The sequence below is a fragment of the Planococcus massiliensis genome, from assembly GCF_000821325.1.
GTDB classification, from domain to species: Bacteria; Bacillota; Bacilli; order Bacillales_A; family Planococcaceae; genus Planococcus; species Planococcus ruber.
Genome location: NZ_CCXS01000001.1, coordinates 2281031 through 2299672 on the forward strand (window position 1 = coordinate 2281031; position 18642 = coordinate 2299672).

General features: G+C 45.8%; 18 protein-coding genes, 1 pseudogene and 1 riboswitch. Of the genes and pseudogenes, 3 read left to right on the forward strand and 16 right to left on the reverse strand.

Features of this window, described 5'->3' with window-relative positions; all coding sequences use genetic code 11:
* Positions 1-14 precede the first annotated feature (14 nt).
* The 13 genes from sufC to BN1080_RS11420 all read right to left on the reverse strand — a co-directional run bounded on the left by sufC (position 15) and on the right by BN1080_RS11420 (position 13599).
* Positions 15-794 (reverse strand): Fe-S cluster assembly ATPase SufC, encoded by a 780-nt coding sequence (gene sufC / locus BN1080_RS11360; RefSeq protein WP_052652180.1) that lies wholly within the window; start codon positions 792-794, stop codon positions 15-17.
* Between the two features lie 611 nt (positions 795-1405).
* Positions 1406-1939: a hypothetical protein gene (locus tag BN1080_RS11365; protein ID WP_052652181.1), complete on the reverse strand. Its 534-nt coding sequence runs from the start codon at positions 1937-1939 to the stop codon at positions 1406-1408.
* Between the two features lie 106 nt (positions 1940-2045).
* Entirely contained in the window at positions 2046-3212 is a 1167-nt protein-coding gene (locus BN1080_RS11370; RefSeq protein WP_052652182.1) for a dicarboxylate/amino acid:cation symporter, read from the reverse strand.
* Between the two features lie 195 nt (positions 3213-3407).
* Complete coding sequence (locus BN1080_RS11375; protein ID WP_052652183.1) at positions 3408-4223, reverse strand: MetQ/NlpA family ABC transporter substrate-binding protein; 816 nt, start codon at positions 4221-4223, stop codon at positions 3408-3410.
* 36 nt (positions 4224-4259) lie between these two features.
* Positions 4260-4928: a methionine ABC transporter permease gene (locus BN1080_RS11380; protein ID WP_052652184.1), complete on the reverse strand. Its 669-nt coding sequence runs from the start codon at positions 4926-4928 to the stop codon at positions 4260-4262.
* Positions 4921-5946: a methionine ABC transporter ATP-binding protein gene (locus BN1080_RS11385; RefSeq protein WP_052652185.1), complete on the reverse strand. Its 1026-nt coding sequence runs from the start codon at positions 5944-5946 to the stop codon at positions 4921-4923. Before BN1080_RS11385 ends, BN1080_RS11380 begins: the two co-directional genes overlap by 8 nt.
* Before the next feature lie 87 nt (positions 5947-6033).
* A riboswitch (SAM riboswitch) is annotated at positions 6034-6137 on the reverse strand.
* A 48-nt stretch (positions 6138-6185) separates the two neighbouring features.
* Positions 6186-6497 carry a thioredoxin family protein gene (locus tag BN1080_RS11390; RefSeq protein WP_052652186.1) on the reverse strand — a complete coding sequence of 104 codons (312 nt, stop codon included), beginning with the start codon at positions 6495-6497 and terminating at the stop codon, positions 6186-6188.
* 5 nt (positions 6498-6502) lie between these two features.
* Positions 6503-6841 (reverse strand): ribonuclease M5, encoded by a 339-nt coding sequence (locus tag BN1080_RS11395; RefSeq protein ID WP_052652187.1) that lies wholly within the window; start codon positions 6839-6841, stop codon positions 6503-6505.
* A 160-nt stretch (positions 6842-7001) separates the two neighbouring features.
* Positions 7002-7382, reverse strand: a complete 381-nt coding sequence (gcvH, locus tag BN1080_RS11400; RefSeq protein WP_052652188.1) for a glycine cleavage system protein GcvH — start codon at positions 7380-7382, stop codon at positions 7002-7004.
* 77 nt (positions 7383-7459) lie between these two features.
* Complete coding sequence (locus BN1080_RS11405; protein WP_052652189.1) at positions 7460-7813, reverse strand: arsenate reductase family protein; 354 nt, start codon at positions 7811-7813, stop codon at positions 7460-7462.
* A 92-nt stretch (positions 7814-7905) separates the two neighbouring features.
* The gene (locus tag BN1080_RS11410; protein WP_052652190.1) at positions 7906-9687 is read right to left on the reverse strand and encodes an acyl-CoA dehydrogenase family protein; all 1782 of its coding nucleotides are present in this window, start codon (positions 9685-9687) and stop codon (positions 7906-7908) included.
* A gap of 327 nt (positions 9688-10014) precedes the next feature.
* Complete coding sequence (locus BN1080_RS11415; protein ID WP_052652191.1) at positions 10015-11187, reverse strand: acetyl-CoA C-acetyltransferase; 1173 nt, start codon at positions 11185-11187, stop codon at positions 10015-10017.
* A gap of 27 nt (positions 11188-11214) precedes the next feature.
* Positions 11215-13599 (reverse strand): 3-hydroxyacyl-CoA dehydrogenase/enoyl-CoA hydratase family protein, encoded by a 2385-nt coding sequence (locus BN1080_RS11420; RefSeq protein WP_052652192.1) that lies wholly within the window; start codon positions 13597-13599, stop codon positions 11215-11217.
* A 210-nt stretch (positions 13600-13809) separates the two neighbouring features.
* Here BN1080_RS11420 and BN1080_RS11425 point away from each other — a divergent pair, with 210 nt between their 5' ends.
* The 3 genes from BN1080_RS11425 to BN1080_RS11435 all read left to right on the forward strand — a co-directional run bounded on the left by BN1080_RS11425 (position 13810) and on the right by BN1080_RS11435 (position 15269).
* Positions 13810-14130, forward strand: coding sequence for a thioredoxin family protein (locus tag BN1080_RS11425; protein ID WP_052652193.1), 321 nt, complete (start codon positions 13810-13812; stop codon positions 14128-14130).
* 137 nt (positions 14131-14267) lie between these two features.
* Positions 14268-14732: an STAS domain-containing protein gene (locus BN1080_RS11430; RefSeq protein ID WP_052652194.1), complete on the forward strand. Its 465-nt coding sequence runs from the start codon at positions 14268-14270 to the stop codon at positions 14730-14732.
* Between the two features lie 21 nt (positions 14733-14753).
* Entirely contained in the window at positions 14754-15269 is a 516-nt protein-coding gene (locus tag BN1080_RS11435; RefSeq protein WP_052652195.1) for a C39 family peptidase, read from the forward strand.
* Here BN1080_RS11435 and BN1080_RS11440 read toward each other — a convergent pair.
* The 3 genes and pseudogenes from BN1080_RS11440 to BN1080_RS11450 form a co-directional block, all read right to left on the reverse strand.
* Positions 15253-16152, reverse strand: coding sequence for a 5'-3' exonuclease (locus tag BN1080_RS11440; RefSeq protein WP_052652196.1), 900 nt, complete (start codon positions 16150-16152; stop codon positions 15253-15255). The genes BN1080_RS11435 and BN1080_RS11440 overlap by 17 nt on opposite strands.
* Positions 16153-16228: 76 nt before the next feature.
* Positions 16229-17725, reverse strand: coding sequence for a glycine betaine uptake BCCT transporter (locus BN1080_RS11445; RefSeq protein WP_052652197.1), 1497 nt, complete (start codon positions 17723-17725; stop codon positions 16229-16231).
* A 235-nt stretch (positions 17726-17960) separates the two neighbouring features.
* Positions 17961-18638, reverse strand: a pseudogene (locus tag BN1080_RS11450) (HAD family hydrolase); the annotation flags it as partial.
* Positions 18639-18642: the final 4 nt, after the last annotated feature.

The window sequence follows — 18642 nt, forward strand, 5'->3', positions numbered from 1 at the left end:
GTCTCCCCTTCCAATTATGCTTCCTGTCCTACAGTCTCGTCTTCAATTCCAAGTTCAGCTTTGATCCAGTCATAGCCTTCCGCTTCCAGTTTGTGAGAAAGTTCTTCTCCGCCTGATTTCACGACACGGCCCTGCATCATTACGTGGACATGGTCCGGAGTGATGTAGTTCAGCAAACGCTGGTAGTGAGTGATGATCAAGCAGCCGAAGTCTTCGCCTCTCATTTGGTTAACGCCTTCAGAAACGACTTTCAATGCATCAATGTCCAAACCGGAATCGATTTCATCAAGAACAGCGATTTTCGGTTTGATCATCATCATTTGAAGAATTTCGTTGCGTTTTTTCTCGCCGCCGGAGAAACCTTCGTTCAAGTAGCGCTGAGCCATATCCTGGTCCATATCAAGAACGTCCATTTTCTTATCCAATTCACGGATGAATTTCATCAATGAAATTTCATCGCCTTCTTCACGGCGAGCATTCATAGCCGAACGCATAAAGTCGGCATTCGTCACACCAGAAATTTCGCTTGGGTATTGCATTCCAAGGAAAAGGCCAGCGCGAGCGCGTTCATCAACTTCCATCTCCAGAACGTCTTCGCCGTCCAAAGTGATGCTTCCTTGCGTCACTTCATATTTAGGATGGCCCATAATAGCTGAAGCCAATGTAGATTTCCCAGTTCCGTTAGGTCCCATGATTGCATGGATTTCCCCTGTATTAATTGTTAAGTTCACACCTTTTAAAATCTCTTTGTCTTCGATTTTAACGTGTAAATCTGTAATGACCAAAGTTGACATGTAAATACCTCCATAAAGTGAATTTTGAATGGAAACCATTCTTAATTAGTATCATTCTAATCTTAACCCAAATCCACTTGAGTAGCAAATCTTTAAACCGAATCAAAAATTGTGTTAAAAACATTTTATAACCCTTATTTTAACAAGGTTTTTAAAGAGAAATTCCATTTGAGCTGCATGAATTTTATTTTCAATACCGCTCAACTAAATGAGAATACATATCAATAAAAAAACCAGCGCTCATTCGCGCTGGCTCTGCTTTTCTATTAGTCACGGTGTACTAGACGCTCTAAACGAGCAGCCACTTGCTGGCCTTGCTGATAATCTCGTTCTCTCCGTTGTTCCACTTGTACAATCTTGTCAGTGTCGTTTTGATATTCGTCGATACCAAATCCGTGTACGTTTCTAAACGCCTGTTCCATCTTTTCGGTATGTTCAATTCCGTGTGAATCGATAATGAACCATTCCTCTCTGATTTTGTTTCACTCTCATTATACCCCTTGTTTTCCAGCAAAAACCCATTTAAGCGGATTTTTCTGAAATTAGCCCCATCGTCGGATAAAATTGATGTAAAACAAAAGACCCAGGCTAGGCTGGGTCTTCAGAGTTGATTATTGAGATACTTCGTTAAGAAGGCTTGAAGGAATTAATCCCTGCTCTTCTAGTAATGCGTTAAGTTTTTCATCAGCCTCTGTGAATTTTGCGTTTGCTGCTTCAAAAGAAGGCGCTTCTTTTGTCAGCTCTTCCGCTTTCATATCATATGCTTCTTTAATTGATGCGAATGAAGTTTCAAGATCTGCTTGCTGCTCTTCCAACTCCGCAGGGATTTCAATTCCCTCGACAGCGTTCGCTGATTCTTCTGCTGAAGTTTTTGCAGCGTCCTTCATTGTTTGAAGATCTGCACCTTCTGGAAGCGTTTCTTCCGCTTGGGCATTTTCGTAAGCGTTCAAGTCGCCGTCAACTGCGTTGATCGTTTTCGAAATGGAAAGATAGAATTTCATCATTTCCTGTTTTACATCCCCATTTTGCTCAGTTGTTTCTTCTGTTTCTTTATCGGTTGAAGCTTTTTCATCAGAAGCTGTATCATCGCTGCAAGCCCCTAAGAATAATGCAGCCGAAAAGCCGATTGCAAGTAGTTTTTTCATGATGTTTTCCCCCTTGGTATCATAATCCTTCCATATAATAGCATAAGCCTATAAAAGCGTATATAGTTGGGGGAATAGCCGGAATAGAGCGAATTTCAAATGTATTCTAAACCTTTTTGCCGTTTGCGAAACGGTCGACAATCATGGCCAATGCTCCGTCGCCTGTTACGTTTGTGGCTGTCCCAAAACTGTCTTGGGCCATATACAAAGCAATCATTAAAGCAATCATTGTCGGATCAAATCCAAGCATCACTTCAAGCAAACCAAGCGCCGCCATAACGGCCCCGCCAGGAACGCCGGGAGCAGCGATCATCGTCACGCCAAGCATGAAGATGAAAGGCAAAAACGAAGTGAAAGAAGGCGTTTGGCCACTTAAAAAGAGAACTCCAATTGAACAAGAAACCAAAGTAATGGTGCTGCCGGACAAATGAATCGTCGCAAACAGCGGCACTGCAAAATCTACAACTCGTTCGTTCGCTCCAGTTTTCCGGGCTTGTCTTACCGTTACCGGAATGGTAGCAGCAGATGACTGCGTTCCAAGAGCCGTGAAATAAGCGGGCAACATTGTTTTCAATAAGAAAAAAGGATTTTTCTTCGTCATTGCGCCTGCTGCTGAATATTGAAGCACGAGCATGACCCAATGCAAAATGAGGATCAGGACAAAAACGACAGCGAACAAGGAAAGAATTTTCGCTACCGCGCCGCCGTATGCCATATTGGCAAAAATTCCGAAAATGTGGAACGGCAACAATGGAATGATCACATAAGTGATTACTTTCTCAATGATGGACTGAAACTCTTCGAAAAATGAGAACATCGTCTTGCTGCCAGTCGAAGCCATTCCGATTCCCAGCAAAAACGCTAAAATCAATGCTGTCATGACGCCAAAAACCGGCTCCATCGGCATATCGATAAAAGAGGTTGCCAAAGATTCTGCCGGATCGTCCACACCGCTCATGGAACCTTTCTCCATAAAGTTCGGCAAAATGGAACTTGCTGCAAAGAATGCAAGGATTCCGGCAACAATTGTCGAAGCATAGGCAAAGCCTGTTGCTAGCCCCAACAGTTTTCCAGATCCTTTTCCCAGCTTCGCAATGCCGGGAGCGATAAAACCAAGAATAATGAGCGGTACAACAAAATTAAGAAAATTTCCGAAGACGGCCGTAAATGTCGCAAAGATGCGCGCCATCCATTCAGGCGCAAATGAACCGATCAAGACGCCCAAAGCAATGGCTAAAATAATTCGCGGCAATAAGCCGATTTTAAACTTCATGCGATTGTCCTCCCTAGATGAACAAATGTATATTTTATTATCTAAAAATAGCACAGAGCGCACATAATTGTAACCCATTCTCCTATTCTCGTAATATTTTCATTATTCTACAAACGATATTTTTCTTTTGTTTAGCTATAATTTCCCATAAAAAAAGAAGGCTCAATTTTACTTGGGCCTTCTTTTTGGCAGTGATCAGTCAACCGGTACGACTGAACCGCCCCACTCTTCCAAGATAAAATCCTGGATTTCTTCTGATTTCAATACGTCAACCAAAGCTTTCACGTTTTCACTGTCTTCATCGCCAGCTCTAACAGCAATCACGTTTACGTATGGAGACTCAGAACTTTCCAAAGCAATGGCATCTTCCAGCGGGTTCAATCCGGCATCAATCGCATAGTTCGAGTTGATCAACAACGCATCGCCTTCGCCAGATTCGTATAATTGAACCATCAATGCTGCTTCGTAGTTTGCATCAAATTCAAGGTTTTTCGGGTTTTCCACGATATCGCTCACTTCAGCTACTGTCTTATCGACGCCTTCAGCTAAAGTGATCAACCCTTCTGCTTCAAGAAGCGATAAGATCCGGCCATGGTCGGCTACCGAGTTGCTCATTAGAATTGTTGCGCCTTCAGGCAGTTCTTCTAATGATGCATACTTTTGTGAATAAACGCCGATTGGCTCAATGTGGATGCCGCCGGCGTTTTCAAAATCATAGCCGAATTCTTCAATTTGAGACTCCAAGTACGGGATGTGCTGGAAGTAGTTCGCATCAATTTCTTCTGAATCCAAATCCTGGTTTGGCAGGATGTAATCTTGGTACGTTTCAATTTCCAAGTCAATGCCTTGCTCTTCCAGAATCGGTTTGGCTTTTTCTAAAATTTCCGCGTGCGGTACGTTGGATGCCCCGACTTTTAATGTGCTCGACTCTTCGCTTGATCCGCCGTTGTCGCTTCCGCAGCCCGCTAATGCCAGTACGGATAGTAATGTTCCTGCTACAAGTTTCTTCATGTTTGTGATCTCCCTTTTTTCTAAAATGTTTTATGGTTAACGCTTATCTGAACGAGTGGTCATCCAATCGCCGATAAATTGAATTGCAAACACAATCACCAAGATCAAAATTGTCGCCATCAGCGTGACATCTTCACGGCTCCGTTGGAATCCATCAAGGAAAGCCAAAGTCCCCAGTCCACCGGCACCAATAATGCCGGCCATCGCCGTGTATCCGACAAGCGCGATAGCGGTAACGGTAATTCCTGAAAGCAGCGCCGGCTTGGATTCCGGCAAAAGCACTTTGCGGATAATCGTCCACGTGGTCGCTCCCATTGAGCGCGCAGCTTCAATGACGCCTTTGTCAATTTCTTTTAACGCAATCAACACCATGCGTGCATAAAACGGAGCCGCACCGATAATCAGCGCCGGCAAAGCCGCGTTCGGTCCGCGAATGGTGCCGATCAGGAATTTTGTAAATGGAATCAATAAGATAATGAGAATAATAAACGGAATAGACCGGAAAATATTGACAAATGCACCGGTCAGCCAATTGACGATGCTATTTGCCCATAATTGTTTTGGTGCTGTCAAAAAGAGTACGATTCCGAGAACCAGCCCAATGACAAATGTGAAGAACGTGGACATGGCCGTCATGTAAAGCGTTTCAAGCGTCGCTTCCCACATGTTCTCCCAATCAACGTTCGGGAATAATGATTCAACCATTTGACATCACCTCCGTTTGAACGCTTTCTGCATTCAAGTAAGCGAGCGCCTCGCTAATTTCCTGGGCAGAGCCTTTCATCTGTAAAACCAAGGTTCCGTAAGCGCCGCGCTGCGTATGGGCGATGTTCCCTTGCACGATGTTGACATCGACTGGATACTTGCGGATCAGCTGGGTTAAAATCGGCTGTTCGGTCTGGTCGCCGACAAAAACCAATTTGACCAATTCGCCCGTCGGATACAGCTTCCGCAGATTTTTTATCGTTTCCTGGGAGTCTTCCGTATCTGTCACCTGAGCCACAAACCGCTTTGTAATTTCTGCTTTCGGCGACTGGAAAACTTGCAGCACATCGCCGAGCTCTACTACGCGCCCGCCTTCCATTACAGCTACCCGGTGGCAAATCTTCCGGATGACGTGCATTTCGTGGGTAATCAAAACAATCGTCAATCCGAGCCGCTTGTTGATATCGACCAGCAATTCGAGAATCGAGTCCGTTGTTTGCGGATCCAGTGCAGAAGTCGCTTCATCGCAAAGCAGCACTTCCGGTTCGTTCGCGAGGGCTCTTGCAATGCCGACCCGCTGTTTCTGCCCGCCCGACAGCTGGGATGGATACGCATTTTCCCGTCCTTTTAAACCGACCAATTCGACCAGTTCCAACACGCGCGCATCTCGCTTGTTTTTCGGCACACCTGCGATTTCAAGCGGAAATTCAATATTCTCTTTGACCGTGCGCGACCACAGCAAGTTGAAATGCTGGAAAATCATGCTGACTTTCTGCCGGGCTTTGCGAAGTTCGCTGCCTTTTATCGCCGTGATGTTTTGGCCATTGATGACAACCGATCCGCTTGATGGTTTTTCCAAACCGTTCAATAACCGGATCAACGTACTTTTACCGGCGCCGCTATAGCCGATGATGCCGAAAATTTCACCGGCTGCAATGGACAAGTCCACATCATCAACGGCGGTAAGGGCCCCTTTTCCTGTATCGAATACCTTCGATAGTTTTTTCAATTCAATCATCTTTTACAACTCCTGCCCCCAAAAATAAAAAACCCTTCTGCGCACCATTGAGCAGAAGGGTGAACGTGCAATAACACGATAACCGTTCTCTCATCTTCCAAAGTCAGACTTTGTGTGATTTGGCACCATTTCATTTTCATGACGGTTGCCGGGCTTCATAGGGCACTTCCCTCCACCACTCTTAATAAGAGTTACGCTATTTAATTAGTAATCAGAAATTCAATTTACCATGCAGGGGTTTATTCGTCAACCGTTTTTAACTTTTCGTATAAAAAAGGCACCGAATGAAACGCATAGATCTTTTCCTTCAATCGGCCATTCTCTGTAATGAGGAGGCATGGCACGCTTTCGACTTGATACAAAGAAGCAATTTCCTGTACATAATTTAAATTCGCTTTGCCCAAGCGGACATTCGGGACCAGTTCTTTGACGACATCCATCATCTTAGAAGCAACCTGGCAGGTGCCGCACATGGGCGTATATAAATAGTAAGCGGCTGATTGATGGGTGTTCTTTTCTTTCAGCCATTCTTTATGTGTCCATTCATTCATCTTGTTCATCCCTCGGTTACTAGCTTATTGACTTGAACATTTGCTGAAATCAGTACGTCCAGCAAGATCCGGATCGGTGTTGCCGCCACTTCCTTATAGCTTCGGTTGATATAGAAATGCCGGGCTTCCGGAAATTCCCGTTTAACTAGTTTCCGGAGCTGTTCACCTGATTTATCCGCGTCTACCAGAATGATGATATCCAGATCCTCATAAGGCAGCAGCAATTCTTCAAGCCTTGACGCACTTACTGTACCATTTGTGCATAGAATCGTCACGGGTTCTGCAATGAGCGGTGCAATTCGGGTTTTGTCGCTGCGCCCTTCGACCACGATCACCTTTTCCATAAGACTACACCTCACAGGAAGTAGATAGCTGCCTCAATTTGCAAAAGCTTTTAAGCATGAGTTCATACATCTTATTATAAAACGATTGCTGGATTTGTTCTAGGATCCTGCCTATTCAAATTTGGGGATGAAAAAAAGCGCCCGAAAAGGCGCTTTGATTTTATTCATTGATCATTTCTTTGTATTGGTCTGCAGTCATCAATTCGCCAACTTCAGCTTCATTCGGAGATTCGATTACCACCATCCATGCTTGTTCGTATGGAGACTCGTTCACATGTTCCGGATTGTCTTCGAGTTCCGCGTTCACTTCGATGACACGTCCACTGATTGGTGCGTATAATTCTGATACCGTTTTTACCGATTCAACGCTGCCGAATGGCTCATCTTTCTTAATTTCGTCGCCGATTTGCGGAAGCTCAACAAAAACGATATCGCCAAGTTCAGCTTGTGCAAAATGCGTAATGCCAATGCGGGCAGTGCCGCCTTCTACTTTTACCCATTCATGTTCTTTTGAATAACGAAGTTCTTGTGGTGTACTCATCGAAATCCCTCCAGATATGTAGTTAACTCAATTTCAGTTTGACATAAACCCCATTGAAATACAAGATTTCAAATGCGTCAGAGCCAAGCATTCTGATAATCCGCTTCCTTGAACCCAAGCGTCGTTTTCTGGCCGTCAAAAGCCAGCGGACGTTTAATCAGCATGCCGTCAGATGCCAGCAATTCCAGCTGTTCGTCTTCGGACATATTGAATAACTTTTCTTTCAAGCCAAGCGATCGGTAGATCATGCCGCTAGTATTGAAGAATTTCTTCAATTCCATGCCGCTGCTCTCATAAATCTTTCTTAGCTCTTCTTTTGACGGCGGATTTTCAGCGATGTGGATCTCATTGAATTCCACGCCGTTCTGCTCCAGCCATTTTTTCGCTTTGCGGCACGTTGTGCATTTTGGATAAGCGTAATAGGTAATCATATAGAAACCTCCTTTTCCACAAGCTTACCAAAATAAAGGCGGATGGTCGACGAGAAAAAAAGCGCAGCCCGCAAGCTGCGCTTTACAAAAAATCACACGACGTATTTTTCCGCTTCGATCAATTTTACCGCCGCTTCGCGTTTTTTCGCGATGACGTTGTAAGGCGTTGAACGCGTCAATTTGCGAAGCGCTGAAAGCATCATGCGCTGGTTGTCGCCTTCGATTGCAGCCAATAATGTTTCCTTCGCGTCTTTTTCGATTTTATCAAACGCTTCTTGGCAATAGATTTGCGTATAAAGCAATTTTTGCTGGGCTTTTTCTTCGCCTGAAGCTGCAATCGCTTTTTCTGTGCGAAGCACTGCAGATTCCATCGCGAAAACGTTGCTTACGATGTCCGCGATATTGACAAGCACTTCCTGCTCATTTTCAAGTTTCGTGCCGAATGTTTGTGCTGCAAGGCCTGCTGCCAGCAACGCAATCTTCTTGGCATTTTTCACCAAGTATTTTTCTTGCGCCAAAGCTTCTGTGCCGATTTCTTCCGGCATCATCATCAGCAATTCTTCCTGCAATTGCTGTGCATGCTGAAGCAATGGAAGTTCGCCTTTGACTGCTTTGCGGATCAACGTTCCCGGTACAAGCAAGCGGTTGATTTCGTTTGTTCCTTCGAAAATACGGTTGATGCGCGAATCGCGGTAGATGCGCTCGATTTCGTACTCTTGCATAAAGCCGTATCCACCGTGCATTTGTACGCCTTCATCGACGATATAATCCAAAGTTTCCGTTCCGAAGAATTTATTCATTGAGCATTCCACAGCGAATTCAGCAATAGCGCTTGCGACCAATTTGCCGTCCGCATGTTCTTCATCCGTGAATCCGCTCATGCGGTCTTCGAACAAGCCGACGGTGCGGTAAACGGAACTTTCAACCGCGTATAGATGGGAAGCCATTGTCGCTAATTTCTCACGCGTCAAGTTGAATGAAGAAATCGGCGTTTTGAATTGCTGGCGCTGGTTTGTATAAGGAATCGTCAATTCCATTGCACGTTTTGAAGCTCCGATTGTGCCTACGCCCAATTTATAGCGTCCGATGTTCAAGATGTTGAAGGCGATGATGTGGCCGCGCCCTGCTTCACCCAGCAAGTTTTCAACCGGCACTTCTGCGTCTTCTAAGATCAGTGTGCGCGTTGAAGAAGATTTGATCCCCAGTTTCTTTTCTTCCGGTCCAACCGATACGCCTGGGAATTCGCGTTCTACGATAAATGCAGAGAATTTATCTCCGTCGATTTTCGCATAAACCACGAATACATCCGCGAACCCTGCGTTTGTGATCCATTGCTTTTCGCCGTTCAAGACGAAATGTGTGCCTGCTTCGTTAAGCTTCGCTACGGTTTTTGCACCCAATGCATCGGATCCTGAACTTGGCTCCGTCAACGCGTAAGCAGCGATCATTTCACCTGTCGCAAGGCGCGGCAAGTATTTCTGTTTTTGGTCTTCGTTTCCGAAAAGTACGATTGGCAAGGATCCGATGCCGACGTGCGCACCGTGTGTGATCGAGAATCCGCCCGCTTTCGACATTTTCTCTGCGATTAGAGCGGAAGCAATTTTATCGAGGCCCAGTCCGCCGTATTGTTCCGGAACATCGGCTCCAAGCAACCCAAGGTCACCTGCTGATTTCAATAAACGCACGGAATGCTCAAATTCGTGGTTTTCCAATTTTTCGACGACAGGCATGACTTCGTTGTTCACATAATCCTCCGTCGTTTTTGCGATCATTTTATGCTCTTCTGTAAAATCTTCCGGTGTGAATACCCGTGATAAATCTGCATCTTCAATTAAAAAACTGCCGCCTTTAATTAACGTTTTTGACTCTGCCATTTTTCATTCCTCCTAATTTATGTTTATATAAGTTGAACTAAGTAGTTTTACTAATTGATATTCCGCAAAACAGCTGCGCTTTCCGCGGGCTCGCGCTAAGCTAACTCGGGCTAGACGCCCGAGTGGATCTTAGCACTTCACTGTTCCCGCAGGAGTCTCCGCTGTTTTGCTCCATATCAAGGCTTCCATTTACGTTGAATCTGTGCAAGAGCAACGCACTTTTATGTTTAGAAGCTGGCGCAGCAATACAGAATTAATGATCATTTTCCTGCCCGGACCGACTGAAGCGGTGGATAGATTCTTAACCTTCAACTCATAAAATTTCTTCTATAGCATTTCAAAGACGCCTGCTGCGCCCATTCCGCCGCCGATGCACATCGTGACAACGCCGAATTGCTTTCCTTGGCGCTTGAGTTCGCTCATCATGCGCAGCGTTAAGATGGATCCGGTTGCGCCCAGTGGATGGCCGAGTGCAATCGCACCGCCATTAAAGTTCACTTTATCGATATCCAGTCCAAGCTCGCGGATAACGCCAAGCGACTGGGAAGCGAAGGCTTCGTTCAATTCCCAAACGTCGATGTCTTCGATGGAAAGTCCAGCCAGTTTCAATGCTTTTGGAATCGCGACAACGGGTCCGATTCCCATCACTTCCGGCGGCACGCCGCCTGTCGCGAAGGAACGGAATTTCGCAATCGGCTTCAATCCCAATGATTCCGCTTTTTCGCGGTCCATTACAAGAAGTGCGCCAGCACCGTCTGAAGTTTGGGAAGAATTTCCTGCTGTGACGGTGCCGCGTGCAGAAAAGGCTGCCCGCAATTTATCCAATGTCTGGACGGTCGTGCCGTGGCGTACCCCTTCATCCATTTCAAACTTAAATATTTTTTCCTGGTATTTATTGTTTTCATCCACGAATCGCTTTGTCACTTCGACCGGCACGATTTCTTCTACGAAATGGCCTTTTTCGATGGCAGCTGCAGCTTTTTCGTGGGAACGGACCGCAAAAGCATCCTGATCAGCCCGGCTTACGCCGTACTGGGTGGCGACCTGCTCTGCTGTATGCCCCATGCTCATGTAGTATTGCGGTGCAGTTTCAGCGAGTTTCGCATTCGGACGGATGACGTTGCCCATCATCGGCACCATGCTCATCGATTCGACGCCGCCTGCAATGATCGCTTCTGCAGAACCTACCATAATCCGTTCCGCTGCATAGGCAATTGACTGCAGCCCCGAAGAACAAAAACGGTTGATCGTTACTGCAGGAGTCGTATCCGGCAGTCCGGCAAGCGCTCCGATATTGCGCGCAATGTTCATGCCTTGTTCCGCTTCCGGCATCGCACAGCCCATAATCAAATCATCTATTGGGCCATCATATCCAGCCCGGTTTAATGCTTCTCTGACAACAAGTGCCCCGAAATCATCCGGGCGCACTGTGGCGAGAGAGCCTTTTTTTGCTTTACCGACCGGCGTGCGTGCTCCGGCCACGATTACTGCTTCGCGCATGTTGTTTCCTCCTTTAATATCGAACTCTTAGTTGCGGAGCGGTTTGCCTTTAACGAGCATATGCTGCATCCGCTGCTGGGTTTTTGGTTCTGCGACAAGGCTTAGGAACGCTTCCCGCTCCAAATCCAATAGATACTGTTCGTCCACTTTCGTGCCGTAAGGAAGTTTGCCTCCTGATAGCACATAGGCCAGTTTTTTCGCTATTTTCAAATCGTATTCGCTGATATAGCCGGAACTGAGCATGCCTTGCGCTCCCAAAAGAAGCGTTGCGTAGCCCGGTTCGCCGGTAACGGGAATCTTTTCGCGAAGCGGCGCTTGGTAGCCATTTTCATATAAAGCTAACGCTGCTTGCTTCGCATCGTAGATCAAGTGGTCGCTGTTCACTGAAATTCCGTCAACGAAGTTCAGGAAGTTGTTTTCGCGCGCTTCTTCGGCAGAAGTCGATACTTTGGCCATCGCAATCGATTCAAAAACATTGCTCGCGATATTCTGAAGATCCACATTTACGCCGTTCGGCAAGCCTTTCAAATGTTTGATGTAGAGCTCTTTGTTTCCGCCGCCGCCTGGAATCAGTCCGACACCTGCTTCAACAAGGCCCATATACGTTTCCATCGAAGCCTGGATGTGGGCTGCCGGCAACGCGACTTCCGCTCCGCCGCCAAGCGACATGCCAAATGGCGCTGCTACGACCGGTTTTGGACTGTATTTAATCTTCATCATGGCGTTTTGGAACGTTTTGATCGTGAAGTCGAGTTCAAAGATGTTGTCGTCTTGAGCTTCCATCAAAATCATGCCCAGATTCGCACCGACACAGAAGTTCTTTCCTTGGTTCCCGATGACTAAGCCTTTAAAGTTCTTTTCTACTTCATCTACAGCGAAATTAATCATTTGCATGATATCCAGGCCGATTGCATTCGAGCGGGAATGGAATTCCAGCAAGGCGATGCCGTCGCCAAGATCGATCAGGCTAGCTCCTGAATTTGATTTGATGACGCCGTGCTTTTTCTTATATCTCTTAAGATCAATGACTTTTTCATTGACCGGCACCGGCTTGTAATCCGTTCCGTCAAAGAAGTAAAGATCTCCGTTTTCTTCTTTATAGAAGCTTTCGTTGCCTGAATCGAGTAACTGCTGCACGAAGACGGGCGTCTCATGGCCTTCCTGCTTCATTTTTTCAACGGATTTTTGGACGCCGATTGCATCCCACGTTTCAAATGGACCTTGCTGCCAACCGAAGCCCCATTTCATCGCATTATCGATGGCGACGATATCATCAGCGATTTCACCGTTTAACTCTGCCGAATAGCGTAGCGTCGGCGAAAGGATGCTCCATAGCAATTCACCTGTACGGTCTTCAGCGTAAACAAGCGTTTTCATTTTCGCGGATAAGCCTTTTTGCTGCTTCGCCATTTCTTGTGAAGGCGTTTTCAATTTTCCGGCTGGGCGGTATTCCAGGGTTTCCGGATCCAGTTCATGGATTTCCTTGTCTTTTTTCACGAAGAACCCTTGGCCCGATTTTGCGCCAAGCCAGCCGTTTTCCACCATTTTCTTCATAAATTCAGGGGCTTCAAACACTTTTTGCTCGTCTCCAGAAGTTTGGTCATAGACGTTTTTGGCAACATGCATGAACGTATCAAGTCCGACAACATCCAAGGTCCGGAACGTCGCTGATTTCGGCCGGCCGATCAACGGGCCAGTGACTGAATCCACTTCACCGATAGAGTAGCCGCGGCTCTGCATTTCACGGAGCGTCACCAATAAGCCGTATGTACCGATGCGGTTCGCAATAAAGTTTGGTGTATCTTTTGCGATAACGACGCCTTTCCCAAGGCGGTCTTCACCGAATTTCACCATGAACTCAACCACTTCCGGCGCTGTCGTATTCGCAGGAATCACTTCAAGCAATTTCAAGTAGCGCGGGGGATTGAAGAAATGCGTTCCAAGGAAATGCTTGCCGAAATCTTCTGAGCGCCCTTCTGCCATGGCGTTGATGCTGATGCCTGATGTATTGGACGTAATAATCGTGCCTGGTTTTCTCACCGCGTCGATTTTTTCATATAAAGATTTTTTCACATCCAAGTTTTCAACAATCACTTCGATGATCCAATCAACATCTTTTAGTTTTTCCAAATCGTCTTCTAAGTTTCCTGGAGTAATCAATTGAAGATTTTTCTTTGCAGTCAGTGGAGCCGGTTTTTGTTTCAACAGCTTCTGAATTGAAGTGGAAGCAATTCGATTGCGCACGGCTTTGTCTTCGAGAGACAAACCTTTCCCCTGCTCTGCTTCTGTCAATTCACGCGGTACAATGTCCAGCAATAGTACGGGAATTCCTATGTTTGCAAGGTGTGCTGCAATTCCTGAACCCATAACGCCTGAACCGAGCACCGCCGCTTTTTTGATTTGGTATGCCACGAGCAAACCCTCCTTGAGTTTTTTGAATGAATCCTCATTCATTTTTATCGTAAAAAAAATAGAACGTTCTCTATGACCTTAGTGTAAATTATTTTTCCTTTTTTCGCAATATTTAATCCTTAAAAATATCCATTCCTTTCAAGTTTGTTTTCTTTTCGAAAAGCGGCAGACAAGGTAAACTGAAGAAGAACCAGTTAAGGAGGAGAAATGATGAAACCAATTACATCAACTGAACAATTCAACACTGTAATAGGAGGAACTGATCCTGTCATTGTTAAATTCCAAGCAGGATGGTGCCCGGATTGCACACGCATGGATATGTTCATCGACCCGATCGTCGAAGAATACAACCAATACACTTGGTATGACGTAAACCGTGATGAGCTGCCTGAACTGGCAGAAAAATATGAAGTAATGGGCATTCCAAGCTTGCTGATTTTCAAAAACGGTGAAAAAACAGCGCACTTGCACAGCGCAAACGCAAAATCGCCTGAATCAGTCACAGACTTTTTAGCTTCTCAGGAGAAATAGACATTCGTCTATTTCTTTTTTTTGCGCTATAATAGATGTCATTGTAAAGATTCTCCATTCCTTGACACTTTCATCGCTTCGCTGCATCGGGAGTTTGGTAAAATGGCTGGGGAAACAAATTAAATTGAGGTGTACTTATGGATTCAACCAATGAAATTCAAGAACTAAAAGAATTGATCAAGCATTACGAAAAAGTGATCCGCAATATGTCAGCGCCCATCATCCCTTCTATCGTGCCGAATACGATTTTAGTGCCGATTGCCGGATATATTTTCAGCGAACGGTTTGAAACCATCCGTACGAAAGTGCTCCAGCATGCAGCCGATAACCGGGAAATCTATTGTGTCGTCTTTGATTTTACCGGTGTCCGCATGGAAGATGTGGAATCATTCGACTACAACGAATTGGCCAATGAGCTTTCGCAATTGAACAGCGCTTTAAAACTGATGGGCCTTCGCCCAATTTACGTCGGATTTAACCCTCGTTTTGTACGTGAAATTGTACACGCAGGAATTCAAGTAGAGCTCGAAGTCTTTAACACGTTCCGCGCTGCTTTGAAGAGTTTGCTGAGCGAACGGGACGAATCGCTTTATTCCATGTGATCCTTACAGGAGGTGTTGGCGATGAAAGTGCTCATTCCATTTCAAGGCATGTCCCAATACGACCCGTCGATTGCGCCGGAGCTGCAAGGTTCCGCTTGCGGCCCGACAACCGCCGCTGCGATTCTAAAGCATCATGAAAAGCAGGACTATGATGTCAATGAACTTTACCGCGCACTTGGTACGACGCGCATCGGGCTGTTCACCTGGAGATTCAAAAGAAAACTGAACCGCTTTGGAAAGAAAAGATACCGTGTGGCGAAAACCCGTTCCATTGATCAAGTGAAAGAAGAGCTGCTGCAAGGCCGGCCGATGGCGATGAAGTTCGACCGGTATTTTTCATTCCGCTGGCGCTTCCCTTCTTCCTATAAGTATCACTGGGTTCCGCTGATCGGCTTTGAAGAACGTCCGGATGATTTGATCCTGTTTATCCACGACAACGGAAAAAGAAACCGCCCGAGTAAAGTCCAGGCGGTTTCTTATGAGCAGAACCGAAAAGTTCTGACGTTCTTAAAAATCATTCCTACTCAAACGGATTGACCGGAGCCAAACTTTTCTCCAATTGGCGGGCCAGCAATTTCAATTCCTGGTCATCGAATAATTGGACCATATCGTTTGTGTAATTCGGCACCACAATTTCATCGAGCGATACATCGAGCGGAATGTCGCATTTGATGACCGCAAGTTCTTTAGATAGAAGCAGCATATCTTTATGCTCTTCTATCTTTTTCTTTTGCGCCGGTTTTAACTCGTCGATTGCGGCAAGCACGCCATCTGTTGAACCGTAATTTTGGATCAGCTGCAAAGCGGTCTTCGGCCCGATTCCTTTAACTCCCGGATAGCCATCACTCGGGTCGCCCATAAACGCTTTTACGTCGGCAAACTGCACAGGCGAAATGCCGTATTCTTCTTTAAAGCGGTCTTCATTGTACACATCGTAAATATGGAAGCCTTTTTTCATGAACGCAATTTTTACGGAAGGGTTCAGTAGCTGAAGCATGTCTTTATCACCTGTAATAATGGTAAAGTCCGCTTCGCCTTCCCATTGCTTTGTGAACGAACCGATAAAATCATCTGCTTCGATGCCGGCTTCGCCGTAATTTTTCCAGCCCAATTGCTCCGATACTTTTTTCGCCAAATCGAATTGGTGCAGCATATCTTCCGGCGGCGCAGGCCGGTTTGCTTTATAGCCGTCGAACATTTCCGTGCGGAATGTCGTCGCCCCCATATCCCAACAGACAGCCAAATGCGTCGGTTTCATCATGGTTTTTGCTGCCAGCACGTGGCGCGCAAATCCTTGGACCCCGTTTGTCGCAAGCCCTTCTGTTGTCCGGAAATACTGGCCCACAGCAGAAGTTGCAAAGAACGAACGGAACAGCAGCGCCATTCCGTCTACTAATAAAACATGCGGTTTCTCATTCATCTTTATTCCTCACCTTCGTCAAACACTCTCTCCATTATACCGCTTCTCATGCAAAAAAACCGCCGAAGCGGCGGTTTTATCGTTTGCGTTTAATGGCTTTGTATTCCAGATTGATTGCCTTGTAGAAGGATCCCATCATCATCAGCATAATGAAGGAGAACGGGAAGGCGGCAATGATCAGCGCCGTCTGAAGCGCATCCAAGCCTCCAGTCGACAGTAAAATCACCGCAATCAGGGATACCGAAACGCCCCACGATATTTTCACGGTATTGGCCGGATCCAGCGACCCGTTCGTCGACTGCATCCCCAGAACGAAGGTAGCGGAATCGGCTGAAGTAACGAAGAATACTGCAATTAAAATAACCGCCACAATCGACATAATGATGCCGAGCGGCAATTCATTGAAAATCGCAAATAAGGTTTCTTCCGTCAATAATCCAGTTAAATCCACTCCGCTTTTTTGAACGTCCATAGCAGTGGTGCCGAATGTCGCAAACCAAATAAAACTGAAAATGGCTGGAATCATCAAGACCCCTGTCAAGAACTGGCGAATCGTGCGCCCTCTGGATACGCGGGCAATGAAAATGCCGACAAATGGCGCCCATGAAATCCACCATGCCCAATAGAAAATGGTCCAGCCGTCAATCCAAGCGCGTTCTTCTGAATCCACTGGCGCTGTCCGGAAACTCATCTGCGCGATATTCTGTACATAGCTTCCGATCGTATCCGTAAACGTATTGAGAATGAGCAGCGTTGGCCCCACGATCACGACCATGATCAGCAAGATGATAGCGAGCACCATATTCGTATTGGATAAATACTTGATGCCTTTGCTGACACCGCTCCATGCAGAAATGGTGAAAAGAACGGTCACAACAACAATGATGATGATTTGAACGATGAAATTATCATTCGGAATGCCGGTGAATAAATAAGACAGACCGCCATTGATTTGGATCGCTCCGAAGCCAAGTGTGGTTGCTACCCCAATAGCCGTAGCGAATATCGCAATGACGTCCACCAGGATGCCCCATGGCCCTTTCATCTTATCGCCAAAGAGCGGCTTGAGCGTCGATGAAATTAAACCTGGCTCCCCTTTTCTGAATTGGAAATAGGCCAGCACAAGCGCTACGACGCCATAAATGGCCCATGCATGAATTCCCCAATGGAAAAAAGTGAACCGCATCGATTCACGGAATGCCTCCGCAGACTCAGGTTCTGCTGTAGCGGGGTTGATAGCGAAATGCGAAAGAGGTTCAGCTGAACCCCAGAACACTAAGCCGATACCCATCCCTGCTGAGAACAGCATCGAGACCCACGTAATAAATGAGAATTCCGGTTTTTCATTTTCTTTCCCCAATTTGATTTGCCCCATCGGACTGATGAGGAAAAATAGGCAGAACAGAACCATGATCGACACGATCAATAAATAATACCACCCGAACGAAGTTGTCAGGAATCCTTCTATATTTCCTGTAACTTCTGCGAAATTATCTGGAGCGAATGCGCCGTATGCTACTGCCAGCAAAACAAGCGCAAGCGAAATCCAGAAGACATTGGTTACTTTCTTCATATAGTACCTCCCTGTTTTTTTATCACAATTGTTCATGTTACGGAAGTTCAAAGCCTATGTCAAATGGCTTGCTATGTATACAAAATCCGCTTATGAAGAACTATATAATCCTTACCCCGTTTCAAAACAAAATAAGCTAGAGGAAAATGGAAATAGAAAAACACCGTTTTTCTTGAGAAAGACGGTGTTTTAGCAGTCAACTGTTCTAAGAAAGAACACGATTAGACTTTGATATTCAAAGTATATTTTTTCTAATTTCCGGAAGAATCCCTTTGATTTCCTGAAGGTCTTCAACGATAAAATGCGCTTCTCTCAGTTCCGATTCCTGCGCAAAATCAAATCGGCAGCCGATAGCGGTTAATCCATTTGCTTTTGCCGCTTGAATATCAGAAAGGCGGTCTCCGATAACTGCTCCTTCTAAAATGGCGTGTTTTTCAACAATCGATTTTACAAGATCCCTTTTATCCAAGGTCGGGATTTGTTCGATGCTGAAGGTTTCAGTCACCCATTGATCCAATCCATAAAAATCCACGATCGCTTTGAGATATTCGTTCTGCCCGTTGCTCGCAATAAAAATTGGATAGCCCCCATCCTTCAAGTAGCCGAATAATTTCTCGGCATTCGGATAAAGGGCGCCTTTGCCGTTTTGGATATTCCAAATCAAGCGTGCGTGGAAATACGCATTCGTTTCCTCACGGACCATTTGGGGATGTTCCGGCAATAAGGTTTCCCACACTTTCGGCAGCGGCACACCCATGATGGCCCGGTACTTCTCAATTGGTGTTGGCGAGTGCCACAACCCGCTGTTTCTTAACTGTGAAAATGCATCTTCGAGCGCCGCTTCCAAAATTCGGTCCGTTTGAAAAAGTGTGCCATCCATATCAAAAATAAATGCTGGTTTCATGTAGTTCTCCTTT